Consider the following 18,271-nt stretch of genomic DNA (forward strand, 5'->3'; position numbering starts at 1 on the left):
GCTGCGATCTTTTGATTTTGATGTTACGACCAAGATCAAAAGATCGCAGCCTTCGGCAGCTCCTACAGGGGGGCGCGTCTGCTAGCGGTTGCCATCCAGCGGATCACGCCGCGCCAGCTCCGCCTCATCCAGCCCATTACCACCGCCGATGTCATCTTCATCGACAATGCTCAAATCCCAATCCGCCTGATTGCCTTCCCCGGCCTCTTCAGCATCCCGCGCACCGTCTTCGTGAATCAGCGTTTCCGGGCTCAAGTCATCGTCGGTGGGTTCATGGTCAGCGGTCGATGCACCGGTAAAACCGGCCTCGCGCACCCGCTCACGCGGCATCAACTGCTCGCGCTCACGCTCCGGGATCTCATCACCGATTTTCGCGCTGGGCTGGTCTTCATCGAAATCCAGCTCATGCACCGAACCCATGCGGTCTTCGTTATCATCAATGGGTTCTGGTTGCACCGCATCGTAAGGGCGTCGTGAATCAGTCATGGCAATTCCTCATACTGTGGGCCTTACTTAGGTGGACTCGCCGGGCACACGAGAATTCCAATGAAATCACTTGCGTTGGCGGCGTGACCCCGACGGGCGGTCGTCTGTCATACCAGCGCATCTTTCTTGAGGCCTTACAGCATGCATGACTTACAAGACCTGATTGATAACAACGAGCGTTGGGCTGACGCGATCACCAAGGAAGACCCGGATTTCTTCGCCAAACTGGCGCGCCAGCAAACGCCGGAATATCTGTGGATCGGCTGCTCCGATGCGCGTGTGCCGGCCAACGAAATCGTCGGCATGCTGCCGGGCGATCTGTTCGTGCACCGCAACGTTGCCAACGTGGTGCTACACACCGACCTCAACTGCCTGTCGGTGATCCAGTACGCGGTCGACGTACTCAAGGTCAAACACATCCTCGTCACTGGCCACTACGGCTGTGGCGGTGTGCGCGCGTCAATGCAGGATCGTCAGTTTGGCCTGATTGATGGCTGGCTGCGTTCGATTCGCGATCTGTACTACGAGAAACGCGAAGAACTGGCCAAGCTGCCGACCGAAGAAGAGCAGGTTGATCGGATGTGCGAACTCAACGTGATCCAGCAAGTGGCCAACGTCGCGCACACCAGCATCATCCAGAACGCCTGGCATCGTGGGCAGAGCCTGTCGATCCACGGTTGCATCTACGGCATCAAGGATGGTCGCTGGAAAAGCCTGAACACCACCATCAGCGGTTTTGAGCAATTGCCGCCGCAGTATCGTTTGCGTCCGGTTGGCGCTTTGTAACCGGGCTGTCAGCGCAAACCCGAGAGCCGCCAGCGCTGTAAAAAGTGCTGGCCCTCGATACTGGGTGGCTCGTCGTGACCGGTGATCCACCCTCGACAGCGTTTGGCTGCGCAGCCGCAGGCAAACTGATGCAGCAGTTTGTCTTCGGTGGCGGCGTAGTCCATGGTCAATCGCTCCCCCCTGTGGATATCTTTTAACGCCCACAACCACAGCTCGCTCATGTCGAGAAATACGTTGGGGTCGCACGCGTGTTCGATCAAACCGCAAAAGCGCGGATCGTAAATGTGGATGCCCGTCAGCATTTGTCGGGTCTGTCGGCAGCGATAGGGCAGTAGTTGCCCGGACACCCGGCATATCCGATGACTTTGCACAAACTCGCTTCGCGCTGCGACCGCCATAGGGCTGCCGTGCGCATCGTGGATGATTTCGAAATCGGCACTGGCGGGAAACCCCAGTCGCACGGGCAAACCGGCGAAGGGGTAAATACCCTCAGTATCGCGTGGCGCCGATTGCGCCATGGCGTGGATATTCATAACAGTCCTTGTCGCAAAGATTTTGCGACTTCTTTGGGTTGACGTCCTGTCAGCACTGCAACACTTCTGTTTGGATCCAATCGTGTCGTATTAGGTATAGCCGGTCTACTGTCAGATCTGACAGGCGATTTAGACGCTTTCCCGCGTCAGCATTGGCTGACACGGGAGCGCTTTCGGCGATTACAGGTGCGGGGCGGGAACGGCGGTGGCCGGCAGCGGTGCCTGCAATTGCTTCAGTTGCGCCTTGATCGGGGTGGTCGCGCACTTGGCGACGGCCTGATCCGGGGTCAGGTTGCGGATCGAGGTGTAGAACAACTCGCAGGTTTTGACCTTCTGCGTCACCTGCCACGTCTGTGTGCAACTGTTGAGGGTGGCCTGCGCATCGCTGCCCGGTTTGCTGCCCATGCCAGCCTGCCAGCAGGCCGCGCTCAAATCCTGACCCATGACTTTCAGACCCGCAGCATCAGCCTTGGCCTGGGCGTCGTCGCCGGTGTAGCTTTTCGGGTCAGCGGCGTACCAGATATAGCTCGGATGGTTGGAACCCAGCACCGGCACTTTCACGCCTTCGCTCGGGCTGATCGTCGCCAGGCCCAAGACATTCACGGTTGGCCCGTATTGTTGCTTGATCCAGTTACGCACCGGTGCGCCGAACGCGACCATTGGCAGCGTCGTGCCGCTGGCGGTCTGGCTGAACTGTTTGACCAGGGTGGTCTGGTAGTCCTTGAAATAGTCATACACGCCTTCCAGATCACTGCCGGCGTTGGACGGTGCCGCGATCGGGGCGATGTCGATAATGGTCTGGAACGCTGGTGTCTGGGCGGCGGGGATGCCGTTGTCGGTCAACAGAGTCGCCCAACGATCGGTGGTGTTCGAACGCAGATAATCCTGCGCTTGCGTCAGCGAGTAATCCGGCGGGAAATGCAGCAACTCGACACTTTTGCGGTTTTCCAGAGCCATGCCCAGCGGCAGGAACAGGTACCAGCTGTAGGCCCATTTGCCATCGGCGTTGAGCTTGCTGGCGCCGGTGTAGGCCAGATCCCCGGCGTCCAGCAGCGCCGACAGCGGTTTGTCGTAATCCTTTGGCACGCCGGTGATTTCGGCGTAGAGCTGGCCGTTGTCGGTTTTTACCAACACCTTGGCATCGGCATAACCATCGCGTTGCACGCTCTGGCTCAGGTAATGGGCGACGGTCTGTTCCAGCGTCCAGTTGCGGAAGCAGATCACGCTGCAATTGTTGGGGTAAGCGAAGAGACGGGTGACGCGTTCGGTGCTGCCCAGTTTCAGATCGACATCGGCGTGGGCGGCTGCGCTCAGTGTGAGCGCGGCGAGTGTGAGTCCTGCGAGTTTGAACATGCTCAGATCCTTTTCAGCGTGGGTTCCCCCGCGTATCGGGGGCGCCTCATAGTGGATCAGCCGCGTTTGACAGAGAAGCCGTCATCGGCAGATTTTTGCGCAAACTCGCAGGGCGGGTTTTCAAGCCTGAAAATGCAGGGCGTTGGTCAGATCGCCCATGGGTTTCTGACCCCGGGCAATCATCGCCTCGTCCCGTTGCTTGAGGCCGTCAAGGGTCTCCAACTGGAAGACACGGGTGATCAGCCGCAGGATCGACGCGGTGTCGTAGACCGTGTGATCCACCGTGCCTTTGCGCGCGAACGGCGACACTACCAGCGCCGGCACGCGTGACCCCGGACCCCAGCGGTCGCCCTTGGGCGGCGCGACGTGATCCCACCAACCGCCGTTCTCATCGACCGTGACGATGACCACCATGTTTTTCCACTGGGGGCTTTCGCGCAGCACTTTCAACGCACGCACGATGTGCCGATCCCCGGAGGCCACATCGGCGTAACCGGCGTGCATGTTCAGGTTGCCTTGCGGTTTGTAGAAGCTCACCGCCGGCAACTTGCCCGCTTCGGCATCGGCGAAAAACCTGTTGGTGCTCGACTCATCCCCCAGACCGGCATCGCGCAGGCGTTTATTGCGTTCGGCGGGATTCTCCGGGCCTTGCTGCTTGAAGTAGTTGAACGGCTGATGGTGATACTGGAAGTTGGGGATTTTCGGAATGCCGCCGGAATCCTTGTACTGATCCAGCGTCGCCTGCCACGCACCGGCATACCACGCCCAGTCAATGTTCTTTTTCGACAACTTGTCGCCGATATGCTCGTGGGTCTGCGGCACCATGACGTTGGGCAGATCCGCTTTCGAATACGCCGGGCGCTCGGGGTCGCGAATCCAGGTGGGCCAATAGGGCGGGGCGAGGGTGTTGACGCCAAAACCGTCCGGGGTCAGCGCACTCGGGCCGAACTGCGGCGGGCCGCTCATGGCGCTGGCCGGCGATGCGTCCAGCGGCTTGAGGCGCGGATCGGCCGGATCGTCGCTTTGCAGCGCGGCGATCTGCGACTTGGCCACCGAATTGGCTGCGTCCGGATAGAACGGCGCGGTGGCGCTGATCAGGTACTGGTGGTTGAGGAACGAGCCACCGAAGGCGCCCTGAAAGAAGTTGTCGCACAGCACGAACTCCTGAGCGACGTCCCACAGGCGCAGGGAATAACGGCTCTGCGCGTAATGACCCATGGTCAAACCACCGGAGTCGGCCCAAGCGACGAAGCCGTCGTTCTTGCCACCATTGATCTGCATCTGGTTCTGATAGAACACGTGCCACAAATCGCGGGTGACCAGACCGAATGGCAAGTCTTCGCCATTCGGGCCTTTGAGGGCGAACGGTGCATTGGGCAGGTTTTCCTGAAACTGCGTGGCGCTGGGGTAAGACACGCCATCGAGGGTTTGCGGGCCGATCTGCAGGACGCCGCCCCAAACGGGTGGCAGGGTTTGCAGCAGCGAGCCGTCGCGGTCACGTTGTTGATAGTCGCCGGGCTTGAGTGCGGCCAGCGGCTTTTCGACACCGGGGAAATCACCGAACAGATTATTGAAACTGCGGTTCTCGGCGTAGATCACCACCACGGTTTTCACCTGATCGCGCAGGGACTTGTCCAGTTCGGCGGGCGTCAGCGGGCGCTCGGCCGGTTTGCCCGGTTGATCACCTGCGCTGCCACACCCGGCCAGTGTGGCTCCGACACCGAGCACCGCGACGCCGCCGAGGAAGCGGCGGCGACTGGTGTCGGTGGGTTGATTGGATTCAGCTGCGTCAGTGCCGTCTGTGTCGTCTTTCATCGTTCAGCCCGTTTTGCTTAATTGTTTCAGTATGTTTCGGGCGGACGCTAGCAAGGCAATGTGACGGTTGGGTGACAGAGCGTTTTGTCGTTGCGCTCCTAGCCGGGCATGAGCTGGGTGAGCGAATAGCCGAGCCTGCTGGCCGCTGTTACGGCGGTCATGACCACCAGAAACAGCAATTGCAGCGGACTGAAGTGCGCCCAGTGCAATGCGGTCAGCCATGGGCGGCGGCTGCTCAGTTCCGGATCGAGCGAACCGATACGGCGTTCGTGCACCAGCCCGATCAGGAGCGTGCCGACATAAGTGAGCGCGCCCAGCGGCCCGAGCATCAGCGAAAACAGCAGCACCATCATCCCTTGCGGTACTCCGTGGCGTATCAGCAGCCAGCGCGTGTCAGGGTTCCATTTGCGCGGTATCAGCCATTCGGTGAGCCACAGGTCCGGCACGATGACATAGGACGTGAGCACCACCCACCAACTCAGGGCAAAGCGAAAAAACAAAACCGGTACGCAGGCAAACAACATCGGCATGAAGACGAGGTGCATGGCCGTTTTTGTTTGGGAGGACAGATGTTGCAGGAACAGCGCCAAGGCAATCGCCGTCCAGACCCACACCCAGGTTTCGGCGGCAATCGGTCGTGGAAAGAACCGTCGCCAGTAAAAAACATCGGCATAAGGCAAACGTGCGAGCAGCTCGGGGAAGCGCCACGTAAGCTTTTCCGACAAGTCATGGCAGGCCTGCCATTCATTCTGGCCAAAGCCGTCGATGATTTTCTTTTGCTGCAAAGGCTTGAGCGGGTTGATCAACAAGTGCGCCGCCTGAACATCGGCCGCCCACGTGCGGTCGCTTTCAGCCTTGGCGCGCAGATTGTCGTAGAAACTTTCCTGCTCGCAGCGTTCGATCAAGGTGTCCCAGAGCCAGTCCGGTTGCGGGTGCAGGCCTTTGTTGTGATCCCAGCCGAACAGTTGGCCGATGCGGTCGAACAGCGGTACGCTCCACTCAGTGTCATTGAGCACGTGCAGCAGGGTTTGCTGCCATTGTTCGCGGCGATCGAATACCTGCAGCCACGGTTGAGCGCTGTAGCGTTTGAGCACATCGAGAAATTCGCGTTCGCTCTGGCTTTCGAGCAGCGCTTGCAGGGCGTTTCGATAATCGGCCATCAGGCTTTCGGCGAGCAGGTCGCGCTGGCGATCATTCATCAGCACGTCTTGCCACGGCCCCAGCCATCCGAGGTGCTCGACGGCCCAGTGCAGCACTGGGCTGCGCAATTGTGGCTGGTCAAAACACCGTTGCAGCAGCAGCCTTTCGAACGCCTTGGCGCAGCTTTGCTGTTGCGCCTGATCCCAACGCTCGCCGAGATTTTCTGGCGACAGTCCCTCAAGCAGTTGCCGTGCGGCCTGCGCTTCAAGCACATACGCTGCTGTGTCCGGGGCCGCCGTCAGTGGCTCGACAGGCAAAACATCATCCTTCGCCGGCGGTGCAAAAGGCTCTGGGGCTGCCGGGTTGACGGGCGGAAAGTCGAGATCGGCAAATTCCCACGGCTGGTTTTGCTGGTGGCTGTGTTTGTTTGCCAGCGCAGCATCGAACGCCAGCGCGGCAAAGGCGCTGGACGCCGTGGCGACGTCGGTGTCTTGTTCCTCCTCGGGTTCGGCGTTTTCAAGGCGCCACCGGGCAATCGCCAGCGCTTGCTCGTAGGCTTCGCGCAGGCGTTGGAAGCCTTCGGCATCCTCATCGGGGCGGAAGGTTTTCAGCAGCCGCGCATAGGCGCGCTTGATGTCGCGGGCTTCGGCGTCATCGTGCAGGTGCAGCACCGACCAGCAATCCATGGCCAGACTCCTTATTGCCACGGGGTGCGGTCGAGTTCGCTCAGGCGTCGGCTCAAATCGGTGCGCACTTCGCGGATCTGGCGCTCATCCTGAGAGTCGAGCGCGATCTGGAATTGCTTGGCCCAATCGCCCATCAGATCACGCAGATCGCCCAGGCTTTCCTGATAGAGGCGCTCCAGACGTGCACTGAGCAGCGTGTTGACCTGCTGCTCGCGCGGATGAATCTTCAGCTGTGCGAGGTTCGCCAGGCGTTGCTGGATCTCCTCGGGTGACAGCACGCCTGGGTTGTTCTCGATGACCAGCGAATGCTGTTGCCCGGTCAGGGGGATTTTCACCTGGGCTTCGAGCAGACCGTTGTTGTCGTAGGTGAAACGCACGTCGAGGGCAACTTCGCCGGCCTTGCGTTTCGGCACCTTGATGTCCAGTTCGCCGAGTGCCACGTTGTCTTTGACCAGACGGCTTTCGCCCTGAAAGATGCGCACGACCACCTGTTCCTGATTGTCGTGCAGGGTGTACACGGTTTTCACCCGACTGACCGGCACGATGCTGTTGCGCTCGATGATCGGCAGGTAGTGGCCGCTTTCATAGTTGCGGCCGACTTGCGTGGAGGTCTCGATGCCCAGCGTGTAAGAGCAGACATCGGTCAACACCACTTCTTCCAGCGCTGCGGCGCGGGCCTTGAGTGCCGCCTGAATGGCCGCGCCCTGGGCCACGACCTGATCCGGGTCGAGGGTGATCGACGGGAACCGGCCGAACAGCCCGGCAGCGAGTTTGCGCACCAGCGGCATGCGCGTGGTACCGCCGACCAGCAGAATCTCGTCGAGATCGCTGACGCGGATGCGCGCATCGCGCAGCGCCCGTTCAATCGGCGCGCGCAGACGTTCGAGCAGCGGCATGTACAGCGTCGCCAACTGCTGTTGAGTAATGGTGTGCGTCCACTGCCGCTCACCGAGTTGCAAGCGGAATTCGGCGCTGTCGTCCTGACCCAGCGCCTTGCGCACGCGCTCGGCCTCGCGACGCAGCGGCTGGATGACGCTGCTGCGCTCCGGGAAGTCTGCGGCGGAACGGTGCTGGCTGATGAAGTGCTCCAGCAGCACGGTGTCGAAGTCTTCGCCGCCGAGGAAGTTGTCACCGGCACTGGCGCGGACCTCCATCACGCCTTCGAACAACTCCAGAATCGACACGTCGAACGTGCCGCCACCGAGGTCGAAGACCAGGAACGAAGTTTCCTTGTCGCGTTGATGCAGTCCATAGGCGAGGGCGGCGGCGGTCGGCTCGTTGATCAGCTTCTCGACCTTCAGCCCGGCCAGTTCGCCGGCGATGCGCGTGGCTTTGCGTTGAGCGTCGCTGAAGTAGGCCGGGACGCTGATCACCGCTTCGGTGACGGTTTCGCCAAATGCGCGCTCGACGTCTTCTTTCAGACTCTTGAGCACCAAGGCGGAGAGTTCTTCCGGGCGAAACGCCTTGTCCGCCAGGTACGTTTGCGTGGCGCTGCCCATGTGGCGCTTGAACAGCGAAGCGGTCAGGCGCGGATGCGTGTGCAGACGCTCGCGCGCCGCCTGACCCACCAGAATCCGGCCTTGATCATCCAGGCCGACGACGCTTGGTGTCAGGAACTGGCCCAGGGCATTGGGCACCAACTCGGTGGCATCGCCCCGCCAGACGGCGACCAGGCTGTTGGTGGTTCCCAGGTCAATCCCTACGATCATTGCAACGAACTCCCTTTGCGCTTGGTAAAAAATGGAAACATTTATGGGCGCGCAGAATATTACCGAGGGTGCGATGCGGTAAAGCAGGATGATGGCTCTGAGCCATTATTTGCGACAGGCAGCCCGACACACGGCTGTTTCAGGAGAAAAATGCGGGCGCGGCCAGCATGACCGCGCCCGCTTTGTTACGGCATCACTGGCGGCGTATACGCCAGTGTCGTCCCCAGCGCCCACAACAACAGCAGCACCAGCGGTGTGTGCACCAGCAGTTGCACGAAGGAGAAACCAATCAGATCCCGCGCCTTCAACCCCAGCACGCCCAGCAGCGGCAGCATGTAGAACGGGTTGATCAGGTTCGGCAACGCTTCGGCGGCGTTGTAGATCTGTACCGCCCAGCCGAGGTGATATTGCAGATCATTGGCGACCTGCATCACGTACGGCGCTTCGATGATCCACTTGCCGCCACCCGACGGAATGAAGAAACCGAGAATCGCTGAATACACGCCCATCAGCAGCGCATAGGTGTCGTGGGAGGCGATGCTGACGAAGAACGTCGAGATGTGGTGCGCCAGGGTTTGCGCGTCGGTGCCTTTGACCGTGGTCATCAGCGCGGCAATCGAGCCATACAGCGGGAACTGAATCAACACGCCCGTGGTGGTCGGCACCGCGCGGGCCACGGCATCGAGGAAACTGCGCGGACGCCAGTGCAGCAATGCGCCGAGCATGATGAACAGGAAGTTGTAAGTATTGAGCCCGGAAATCGCGGTGATCGCCGGTTTGGTCGAAAACTCATGGAACAGCCATCCCGCCGCCAGCAGCACCAGCACGATGATCAGCAGCGGACTGTGTTCCAGCCATTCACCTGGACGGGTGCGCGGTTGCAGCGGAGGCAGGTTGAAGGCCGGGTCGATGCCGCAGGCCTTGGCGTCGCGCGCCGAATTTGGCCCTGGGGCGGTGGCGTAGGCGATGATGATCGAGATCACGATCAGCGCCAGCAGCATGACGCCGGACTGCCAGAGGAAAATCGTTTCGGTGAACGGAATCACCCCGGTGATCGACAGGATCGACGGCGGCAGGCTGGCGGGGTTGGCCTGCAATTGCGCAGCCGACGACGACAAGCCCAGCGCCCACACCGCGCCAAGGCCCAGATAGGCAGCGGCGCCGGCAGCGCGGTAATCCATTTTCAGATCGGTGCGGCGGGCGAGGGCGCGCACCAGCAAACCGCCGAACACCAGCGACAGACCCCAGTTGAGCAAGGACGCGACCATTGAGATCAGCGCCACCCACGCCACGGCGGAACGGCCGTTTTTCGGGATGCGTGCCAGGCGATCAATCAGTTTTACAGCGGGCGGCGAACTGGCGACCACGTAGCCGCCGATCACCACGAAGGCCATCTGCATGGTGAACGGAATCAGACTCCAGAAGCCGTCCCCGAAGGCCATGGCAGCATCGGTGGGTTTGGCGCCCATGGCCAGCGTGGCCAGGGCGACGATGATCACCGCCAGCGCGGCGAATACCCAGGAGTCGGGAAACCAGCGTTCGGCAAAACTTGAACAGCGCAGGGCAAAGCGTGCGGAGCGGCTATCTTCGATATCAACGGCCACAGGGAGTACCTCGGATTTTTTATGGTTATTGTGGTCCGCGGGAACGCTCGCCGATCTCGACAACACAGAGATCCCTGTGGGAGCGAGCCTGCTCGCGAAGAGGTCGGCACATTCAACATTGAGGTTGCCTGAACTGACGCTTTCGCGAGCAGGCTCGCTCCCACATGGGGTTTACGGCGGTTGGCCGGTGTTGGCGTGGTCCCGCTGGACAGGCATTAACAGTAATTCAACTGCCGATGCTTTGTGAGCAGGTTTTGCAAAACCGGGACTATGGTCTAACGGGTTGTCCACCAGCCCATTTGCGTAGACCATGGGCGCCTTGGTTTTTTGCCTGTTTCCGAGTTCTTTGCCATGACTGCCCAATCCCCGGCCAAACCTGCGCCGTTCAGCCGTTCCGACTACAAGACCCTCGGCCTTGCGGCCCTGGGCGGCGCGCTGGAAATCTACGATTTCATCATCTTCGTGTTCTTCGCCCTGACCCTTAGCCAGTTGTTCTTCCCGCCGGAAATGCCCGAATGGCTGCGTCTGCTGCAAAGCTTCGGCATCTTCGTCACCGGTTATCTGGCGCGGCCGCTGGGCGGGATTCTGATGGCGCATTTCGCCGACAAACTCGGGCGCAAGAAAGTCTTCAGCCTGAGCATCCTGATGATGGCGCTGCCGTGCCTGCTGATCGGCATCATGCCGACTTATGCACAGATCGGTTATTTCGCGCCTTTGCTGTTGCTGGCGCTGCGCATCCTCCAGGGTGCGGCAGTCGGCGGTGAAGTACCGAGCGCCTGGGTGTTTGTCGCCGAGCACGCGCCGGCCGGTCATCGCGGGTATGCCTTGGGTTTCTTGCAGGCCGGGCTGACCTTCGGTTATCTGATCGGCGCATTGACGGCGACGTTTCTCGCGCAAGTCTTCACCCCGGCGGAAATCCTTGATTACGCCTGGCGCTATCCGTTCCTGCTCGGCGGCGTGTTCGGCGTGATTGGCGTTTATCTGCGCCGCTGGCTGAGCGAAACCCCGGTGTTCATGGCCATGGAAGCGCAGCGCGAGGCGCGGGTCGAACTGCCCTTGCGCACGGTGCTGCGCGAGCATCGACTGGCGATGCTGCCGGCGATGCTGCTGACTTGCGTGCTGACCTCGGCGGTGGTGGTGTTCGTAGTGATCACCCCAACCATGATGCAGAAAACTTTCGGCATGACCGCCAGCCACACCTTCGCGCTCAGTGCCTTGGGTATCGTGTTTCTCAATATCGGCTGCGTGATCGCCGGGTTGCTGGTCGATCGTATTGGCGCCTGGCGCACGGTCATGCTGTATAGCCTGCTGCTACCGTTGGGCATCGGCGTGCTGTATGGCTGTTTGATCATGGGCGGCGAATGGATTGGCCTGGCTTACGCCGTCGCCGGTCTGGCGTGCGGTGTGGTCGGTGCGGTGCCGTCGGTGATGGTCGGTTTGTTCCCTGCGCGTATCCGCGTGTCAGGCATTTCCTTCACCTACAACATCGCCTACGCCGCGTGGGCGAGCATCACACCGCTGCTGCTGATCGGTCTGATGCCGTGGAGCCCGTGGATTTGTGTGATGTTCTGCGCGGTGATGGGCATGGTCGGCATCGTCAGCGCGGCGTATTTCGGCGCGCGCATGCCCCGAGTCGGCAGCCAATCCGTGGCGCCTTGTTCCTGAAGGCGAGTTAACGGCCTCAGCGCAAACCCGCGGAGGCCGTTACGTCAGCCAGTGCCACCACAGTAACGTCCCCGCCAGGCCTACCACCGAGACGATGGTTTGCAGGATCGACCAGACCCAGATCGTCTGTTTCAGTTGCAAGCCAAAGTACTCGCGAACCATCCAGAAACCGGCGTCGTTGACGTGGCAGAAGAACACCGAGCCGGCACCAATCGCCAATGCCACCAACGAACTTTGCGTCGCGGCGAGGCCCGCCATCATCGGCGCCAGAATCCCCGCCGTCGTGGTCGTGGCCACCGTCGCCGAGCCTGTGGCCTGACGCAATGCCACAGCGATCAACCAGGCCAGCAACAGGTACGGCATATGCGCGCCTTCGGCGACTTTGCTGATGGTCTGACTGACGCCGGCATCCAGCAATGTCTGCTTCAAGCCGCCGCCGGCGCCGATGGTCAGCAACAGCACGGCAATCGGCGCCAGACTTTTGCGCAGGGTGCCGCCGACGTCTTCACGGGGCATGCCGTTGGCCCAACCGAGGCAGATCACCGCCGCCATCACCGCAATGCTCAGCGCCACCAACGGTTCGCCGAGAAACTTCAGGCTCAGGGCGACGCTGCTTTGCGGGCTCATCGCGACTTTCGCCAGGGTGCTGCCGAGCATCAGCAGCACCGGCAGCAGAATGATCAGCAGCGACATGGCGAAACTCGGCTGGCGCGGCGCTTTCGGCGGCGCACTGAACAACGCGCCGAGTTCTGCCGGCTCATCAATGTGCATGCGTTTCGACAGCCAGTTGCCGTACAGCGGCCCGGCCAGAATCACCGCCGGGATGGCGATGCTGAAACCCAGCAGCATGGTCAGCCCAAGGTCGGCATGCAACGCGCTGACAGCAATCAACGGCCCGGGATGCGGAGGCATGAGAGCATGCAGCGTGGTCATCCCGGCCAGCGCTGGAATCGCGATTTTCAACAGCGGCTGACCCGAACGGCGAGCCATGACGAAAATGATCGGCACCATCATCACCAGGCCCACTTCAAAGAACAGCGGCAGGCCGATCACCATTGCCACCAGCGCCATGACCCACGGCAACGACTTGCCTTTGCCCAGCCCGAGCAAGGTCGACGCAATGCGGTCGGCGGCGCCGGATTCGGCCATCAGCGCACCGAGCATCGACCCCAGCGCAATGATGATCCCCGCTTCACCGAGAATCGCCCCGGCGCCCTTGCTGAACGCCTTGGCCACGTCTTCGGGCGGTAAACCAGCGCCGACACCGGCAATGAAAGTACCGATCAGGATCGATAGAAACGGCGGCAGTTTAGTCGCGCTGATCAACACGATAATCGTCGCAATGGCCAGCAGACAGCAGAGAATCAGGCGGGTGTCGTGAACCATCCAGGCAGCGGTCGATAAATCCAAAACGGAACTCCTTATCGGGCGGATACCTGCAACATATTGTTGCAATTTGCCTTGAGGATACCCGATATGGCCGGGCCAGAGCGCTGGGTTTTGCAGTCGCTCGGTGGGGAACAGAACAGACCAGTGGCCTATCGAGATTATTTTTGACTGACCGGTCGCAAACGCTCTTCAGAAAAGATTTTCAAGGCCGATGGCTAGGCTGCATCCCGCTTTCTATCCTGCCCATCGGTACTTTCCCATGTTCAACAAACGCCTGAAGCAAGAGCTGGCCGCTCTTCGTGAAGAACTCTCCAGCCTCGTGCAGGTGAAGGAAAGCCTGGAAAGCGAGATGCTGGTGCTGAACCTTGAGCCCGACGGGCGCATTCAATCGGTCAACCAGAACTTCCTCACCGAGATGCTCTACAAGAGTCAGGACCTGATCGGGCGGGCGATTGAAGACATCGTCCCGGCGCATGTGAAGACTGACGAGTTCCATCACCGCTTCAAAAACGCCATGAACCGCGGCGAACATTTCGCCGGTGCCGTGCGCCTGCTGCGCGGCAATGGTGAAGAAGCGTGGCTGCGTTCGATCGTGCAACCGGTGCGTTCCTCGGATGGGCGCATCAAGCACATTTCGCTGTTCGCCAGCGACCTGACCCGCACCATCGAAGCTTCTCGTGAACACGAAAACCTGATCGGTGCGCTTGTGCGTTCGACCGCGGTAATCGAGTTCGACCTCAACGGCAATGTGCTGAACGCCAACGATCGCTTTCTCAGCGGCATGGGTTACAGCCTGGCGCAGATCAAGGGCAAACATCACCGCATGTTCTGCACGCCGGAGGAGTACAACAGCGCCGAGTACCAAAACTTCTGGCGCCGTTTGAACAACGGTGAGTTCGTGGCTGATCGCTTCAAGCGTGTCGACAGCCACGGTCGTACGGTCTGGCTGGAGGCGTCCTACAACCCGGTGGTCGATGCCAACGACAAACTGTACAAAGTGGTGAAGTTCGCCACGGTGATCACCGATCAGGTCAACCGCGAGCAAGCCGTCGCCGACGCAGCCAGCATCGCCTACAGCACCTCGCAGCAAACCGACAGCACCGCCCAGCGCGGTACCACGGTGGTGACTGAAGCGGTCAACGTAATGCGAGATCTGTCGCGGCACATGCAGGCTGCCGGTGAGGGCATCGAGGCACTGAACGAGCAGTCGCAGGTGATCGGTACCATCGTCAAAACCATCAGCGGCATTGCCGAACAGACCAACCTGCTGGCGCTCAACGCTGCCATCGAAGCGGCCCGTGCCGGCGAGCAGGGCCGAGGCTTTGCGGTGGTGGCCGACGAAGTGCGACAACTGGCCTCGCGCACCAGTCAGGCGACCGAAGAGATCGTCACTGTGGTGCGGCAGAACCAGGAAATGGCGCGCAACGCCGTGGCGCTGATGACCGACGGCAAGCTTCAGGCCGAACAAGGGCTGGCGCTGGCGGCCGAGGCGGGCACGGTGATCGTCGAGATTCAGGACGGTGCGCAGAAAGTCGTGAATGCCGTCGGCCAGTTCGCCAATCAACTCTCCCACTGACCTGCACCCAACCCCTGTAGGAGCTGTCGAGTGAAACGAGGCTGCGATCTTTTGATCTTGATTCCGAGGATCAACATCAAGATCAAATGATCGCAGCGTGCCGCAGCTCCTACAGAGTTTTCACCTGCCTGTATTTCGATGCTGGCGCTACAATCGGCTCCTTTTCCCCGGAGCAGATTCCCATGAGCGATTCCCACCGCCGCCCGGTGCCCCTGAACAAAGCCTACCGTTTGCTCAATCACGGGCCGACCGTTCTGGTCAGCGCCGCCCATGACGGCCAGCGCAACATCATGGCTGCCGCTTGGGCCATGCCGCTGGATTTCGAGCCACCGAAAGTTGCCGTCGTCCTCGACAAATCGACCTGGACCCGCCAGTTACTCGAAGCGTCCGGCACCTTCGTGCTCAATGTGCCTTGCGTCAATCAGGCCGACATCGTGCAAACCGTCGGCAATACCTCGGGCTTGGAAATCAGCCAAACCCAAGGGCAAGACAAGTTTCAGGCGTACGGCTTGCAGACGTTTACCGGCGAACAAGTCGAAGCACCTTTGCTCGACGGCTGTGTGGCCTGGCTCGAATGCCGTTTGCTCCCGGAGCCGCGCAATCACGAGCAATACGATCTGTTCCTCGCCGAAGTCATCGCCGCCCATGCCGATGAGCGTGTGTTCAGCGACGGACGCTGGCATTTCGAAGGGCACGATGGCTTGCGCACCTTGCACCACGTGGCGGGCGGGCATTTCCTGAAGATTGGTGACGCGGTGGATGGCAAGACGTTAGCGGTTTGAATACGGCTGATGGCAAAACATTACCGGATGTTGCAAGGTAGAGAGCATCGTCAAACCTATCAGGCGCATGCCCATGGATCTTTCCCTTTCAAGTTATCTGGCGCCGCTGCTGTCGTTGGCCCTGTTGTGGACGGTGGCCGTGGTCACGCCCGGCCCGAACTTCTTCAACATCGCGCAACTCGCGGTCAGCCGTTCCCGCCATCATGGCGTAGTCGCGGCGCTCGGTGTGGCCAGCGGAACCGTGTTGTGGGGGCTGGCGGGAGGCTTGGGCATTCAGTCGCTGTTCAGTGCCGCGCCAGCGCTGTACTTGAGCTTCAAGATTGCCGGCGGCTGTTACCTGATCTACCTCGGGCTCAAGCAGTTCAAGCGCAAGGCGCCGATCGTCGCGGGTACGCTGGATGACTCGCAGCAAACGTTGCTCGGCGCTTATGGCCGCGGCTTTCTGGGCAACATGACCAATCCCAAATCCGCACTGTTCGTCGCGACAATCTTCGCCACCGCCATGCCGGCTCACATCCCGCCACTGTTGCTGGCGCTGGCGGTGCTGACCATGGCGACGCTGTCGTTCAGTTGGTATTGCTGCGTAGCGCTGTTCTTCGCCAGTCGCCGGATTGCTGGTGTGTATGAGCGTTCGCGGCAATGGCTGGATCGCTTGGCCGGTGGTTGTTATTTGCTGTTTGGGGTGCATCTGCTGGCTAATCGCTGAGCCGACTGATCTCCCGAGTTAATCAGCTGCATGAAAAAAGGCCTACCTCGCGGTAAGCCTTTTTTGTTTGCGTTCTAGCCTCAATCCCCCAACGCTTCGCCTTCACGCCGTGGATCCGCGCCACCTTCCAGCGACGCTTTCCCCTGCGCATCCTTGACCCGCACGATGGCCTGGGTGCCGCTGGTCATGTCGATTTCATTCACTGCGTGCCCTTTGTCTTTCAATGCCTGAATCAGCGTCGGGCTGAACTGGCCTTGTTCCAGTTCGGTGGGGCCGTTGCGGCTGCCGAAGTTGGGCAGGCTGATGGCGCTTTGCGGGTCGAGGTTCCAGTCGAGCAGGCCGACGGTGGTTTTCGCCACGTATTCGATGATTTGCGAACCGCCGGGCGAGCCGACGGTGGCGACGAATTCGCCGCTGTGGCGATCAAAGATCAGAGTTGGCGCCATCGACGAGCGTGGACGTTTGCCGGGTTCGACGCGGTTGGCGACTTTCTGGCCATTCTCTTCCGGGATGAACGAGAAGTCGGTCATCTGGTTGTTCAGCAGAAAACCCTGAACCATCAGGTGCGAGCCGAACGCGGCCTCGATGGTGGTGGTCATCGACACGGCGCCGCCGAGGTCATCCACCGCGACCACTTGCGAGGTGGAGATGCGCAGCGGCGAGCGGTCCGGGGCGTAGGCAACCTGCACACCCGGTGGCGTGCCTGGTTTGGCGCTGCCCATGCTGCGTTCGCCGATCAGGCTGGCGCGGCTGGCGAGGTAACCGGGATCGACCAGGCCTTTGACCGGCACCGGCACGAAGTCGGTGTCGGCGACGTATTGCGCACGGTCGGCGTAGGCCAGACGTTCGGCTTCGGCGATCAGATGCACGGCTTGCGGATCCGGTTCGATGCCGGCCGGTTTGTCGGTTTTCACTGGTTTGAGCGGCGTCAGGGAAAGACGTGGATCGCGGGTTTCCAGCGCCTGCAACGTACCAAGAATCTGCGCCACGGCGATCCCGCCCGACGACGGCGGCGGCATGCCGCAGACCTGCCAGCGCTTGTAATCGGTGCACAGCGGCGCGCGTTCCTTGGCCTGATAGCGCTGCAGATCGTTCAGCGACAGGCTGCCGGGGTTGGCGTGACCCTGCACCTTGGCGACGATTTCTTCGGCGATCGGGCCTTTGTACAACGCGTCCGGGCCTTCGTTGGCGATGCGTTTGAGCACTGCGGCCAATGCCGGGTTTTGCAGACGCGTGCCGACGGCTTTGACGCTGCCATCGGCGTTGAGGAAATACTTGGCCATGTCCGGCGACTGGCGGATGACTGGATCTGATTCCAGCAGCGAGTGCAAACGCGCAGAGATCGCAAAGCCTTGCTCGGACAGTTTGATCGCCGGTTCAAACAGCTTCGCCCATGGCAGGCGACCGTGTTGTTGATGCGCCATCTCCAGCGCGCGCAGTACGCCCGGTGTGCCGACTGAGCGACCGCCAATCTGCGCCTGCGGGAACGACATCGGCTGGCCATCGGCGCGCAAGAACAGTTTCTCGGTCGCGCCGGCCGGTGCGGTTTCGCGACCGTCATACGTGCGCACCTGTTTACCGTCCCACAACACGATCATCGCGCCGCCACCGATCCCGGAAGACTGCGGCTCAACCAAGGTCAGCACCGCTTGCATCGCAATCGCCGCATCAATCGCCGAACCGCCCTGACGCAGCATCTCGCGACCAGCCTCGGCCGCCAGTGGATTGGCAGCGGCGGCCATGTGTTTACTGGCGTGACGGGTTTGCAGATCGGTGCGGTAACCGGAAGCAGCTTCAGGTGCCAGCGGCAAAGTCGAGGAGGGCGGGGCGTTGCACGCAGTGAGGGTCAGGGCGCTGATGATCAGCGTCAGGGCAGGCAGGCGAAAGCGGCTCAAGGGCAAGGCTGAAAACACGCGGGCTCTCCGTCCGTGGGATAAAAGTCTCGGGGACTTTATCGACCGCTCGGTCGCGACGCAAACCGGTGGGCATTTTTGTCTTTCTTTTCGGGGCGGATGTTCGCTAGGGTCAACGGCAAATCCAT

13 protein-coding genes and 2 pseudogenes are annotated in these 18,271 nt (G+C 61.0%); 6 read left to right on the forward strand and 9 right to left on the reverse strand.

What is annotated here, in order from left to right; genetic code table 11:
* Nucleotides 1-81: 81 nt before the first annotated feature.
* Nucleotides 82-486, reverse strand: coding sequence for a hypothetical protein (locus PMI23_RS06220; RefSeq protein ID WP_007912958.1), 405 nt, complete (start codon nt 484-486; stop codon nt 82-84).
* A 141-nt stretch (nt 487-627) separates the two neighbouring features.
* Here PMI23_RS06220 and can point away from each other — a divergent pair, with 141 nt between their 5' ends.
* Entirely contained in the window at nt 628-1,272 is a 645-nt protein-coding gene (gene can, locus PMI23_RS06225) for a carbonate dehydratase (protein WP_007912954.1), read from the forward strand.
* 8 nt (nt 1,273-1,280) lie between these two features.
* Here can and PMI23_RS06230 read toward each other — a convergent pair whose 3' ends face one another.
* The 6 genes from PMI23_RS06230 to PMI23_RS06255 all read right to left on the reverse strand — a co-directional run bounded on the left by PMI23_RS06230 (nt 1,281) and on the right by PMI23_RS06255 (nt 10,112).
* A complete protein-coding gene (locus PMI23_RS06230; protein WP_007949698.1) occupies nt 1,281-1,805 on the reverse strand; it encodes an SET domain-containing protein-lysine N-methyltransferase in 525 nt (174 codons plus the stop codon).
* Between the two features lie 180 nt (nt 1,806-1,985).
* On the reverse strand, nt 1,986-3,158 hold the full coding sequence (locus tag PMI23_RS06235; RefSeq protein WP_007912948.1) for a hypothetical protein: 1,173 nt from the start codon (nt 3,156-3,158) through the stop codon (nt 1,986-1,988).
* Nucleotides 3,159-3,278: 120 nt separating this feature from the next.
* Nucleotides 3,279-4,973 (reverse strand): acid phosphatase, encoded by a 1,695-nt coding sequence (gene acpA, locus PMI23_RS06240; RefSeq protein ID WP_007912945.1) that lies wholly within the window; start codon nt 4,971-4,973, stop codon nt 3,279-3,281.
* Nucleotides 4,974-5,071: 98 nt separating this feature from the next.
* Nucleotides 5,072-6,799, reverse strand: coding sequence for a J domain-containing protein (locus PMI23_RS06245; RefSeq protein WP_007912944.1), 1,728 nt, complete (start codon nt 6,797-6,799; stop codon nt 5,072-5,074).
* 11 nt (nt 6,800-6,810) lie between these two features.
* Entirely contained in the window at nt 6,811-8,508 is a 1,698-nt protein-coding gene (locus tag PMI23_RS06250; protein WP_007912942.1) for a molecular chaperone HscC, read from the reverse strand.
* 185 nt (nt 8,509-8,693) lie between these two features.
* Nucleotides 8,694-10,112 (reverse strand): short-chain fatty acid transporter, encoded by a 1,419-nt coding sequence (locus PMI23_RS06255; RefSeq protein ID WP_007912940.1) that lies wholly within the window; start codon nt 10,110-10,112, stop codon nt 8,694-8,696.
* A 351-nt stretch (nt 10,113-10,463) separates the two neighbouring features.
* Between PMI23_RS06255 and PMI23_RS06260 the strand changes: the two genes are divergently transcribed.
* Complete coding sequence (locus tag PMI23_RS06260) at nt 10,464-11,777, forward strand: MFS transporter (RefSeq protein ID WP_007912938.1); 1,314 nt, start codon at nt 10,464-10,466, stop codon at nt 11,775-11,777.
* Between the two features lie 39 nt (nt 11,778-11,816).
* Here the strand turns inward: PMI23_RS06260 and PMI23_RS06265 are convergent, their stop codons facing one another.
* Nucleotides 11,817-13,187: a GntT/GntP/DsdX family permease gene (locus PMI23_RS06265; protein WP_007912937.1), complete on the reverse strand. Its 1,371-nt coding sequence runs from the start codon at nt 13,185-13,187 to the stop codon at nt 11,817-11,819.
* Nucleotides 13,188-13,425: 238 nt separating this feature from the next.
* On the opposite strand from PMI23_RS06265, the pseudogene PMI23_RS30260 reads away from it, so the two are divergent.
* From PMI23_RS30260 to PMI23_RS06280, 4 genes and pseudogenes are all read left to right on the forward strand, one after another.
* Nucleotides 13,426-14,202, forward strand: a pseudogene (locus PMI23_RS30260) (PAS domain-containing protein); the annotation flags it as partial.
* 102 nt (nt 14,203-14,304) lie between these two features.
* Nucleotides 14,305-14,742: pseudogene (locus PMI23_RS30265) on the forward strand (methyl-accepting chemotaxis protein); the annotation flags it as partial.
* Nucleotides 14,743-14,924: 182 nt separating this feature from the next.
* Nucleotides 14,925-15,524, forward strand: coding sequence for a flavin reductase family protein (locus PMI23_RS06275; protein WP_007912933.1), 600 nt, complete (start codon nt 14,925-14,927; stop codon nt 15,522-15,524).
* Nucleotides 15,525-15,597: 73 nt separating this feature from the next.
* Nucleotides 15,598-16,230, forward strand: coding sequence for a LysE family translocator (locus tag PMI23_RS06280; RefSeq protein WP_007912932.1), 633 nt, complete (start codon nt 15,598-15,600; stop codon nt 16,228-16,230).
* A gap of 80 nt (nt 16,231-16,310) precedes the next feature.
* On the opposite strand, the gene ggt is transcribed toward PMI23_RS06280, so the two are convergent.
* A complete protein-coding gene (ggt, locus tag PMI23_RS06285) occupies nt 16,311-18,143 on the reverse strand; it encodes a gamma-glutamyltransferase (RefSeq protein WP_007912930.1) in 1,833 nt (610 codons plus the stop codon).
* Nucleotides 18,144-18,271: the final 128 nt, after the last annotated feature.

This window comes from Pseudomonas sp. GM24, from assembly GCF_000282235.1.
In the GTDB taxonomy this organism is placed as follows: Bacteria; Pseudomonadota; Gammaproteobacteria; order Pseudomonadales; family Pseudomonadaceae; genus Aquipseudomonas.

What these genes read in the sequence shown, in the direction of transcription:
- PMI23_RS06245 (WP_007912944.1), bottom strand. Translation starts at nt 6,799, where the DNA reads ATGGATTGCTGGTCGGTGCTGCACCTGCACGATGACGCCGAAGCCCGC.
- PMI23_RS06280 (WP_007912932.1), top strand. Translation starts at nt 15,598, where the DNA reads ATGGATCTTTCCCTTTCAAGTTATCTGGCGCCGCTGCTGTCGTTGGCC.
- can (WP_007912954.1), top strand. Translation starts at nt 628, where the DNA reads ATGCATGACTTACAAGACCTGATTGATAACAACGAGCGTTGGGCTGAC.
- PMI23_RS06235 (WP_007912948.1), bottom strand. Translation starts at nt 3,158, where the DNA reads ATGTTCAAACTCGCAGGACTCACACTCGCCGCGCTCACACTGAGCGCA.
- acpA (WP_007912945.1), bottom strand. Translation starts at nt 4,973, where the DNA reads ATGAAAGACGACACAGACGGCACTGACGCAGCTGAATCCAATCAACCC.
- PMI23_RS06260 (WP_007912938.1), top strand. Translation starts at nt 10,464, where the DNA reads ATGACTGCCCAATCCCCGGCCAAACCTGCGCCGTTCAGCCGTTCCGAC.
- PMI23_RS06250 (WP_007912942.1), bottom strand. Translation starts at nt 8,508, where the DNA reads ATGATCGTAGGGATTGACCTGGGAACCACCAACAGCCTGGTCGCCGTC.
- PMI23_RS06220 (WP_007912958.1), bottom strand. Translation starts at nt 486, where the DNA reads ATGACTGATTCACGACGCCCTTACGATGCGGTGCAACCAGAACCCATT.
- PMI23_RS06275 (WP_007912933.1), top strand. Translation starts at nt 14,925, where the DNA reads ATGAGCGATTCCCACCGCCGCCCGGTGCCCCTGAACAAAGCCTACCGT.
- PMI23_RS06230 (WP_007949698.1), bottom strand. Translation starts at nt 1,805, where the DNA reads ATGAATATCCACGCCATGGCGCAATCGGCGCCACGCGATACTGAGGGT.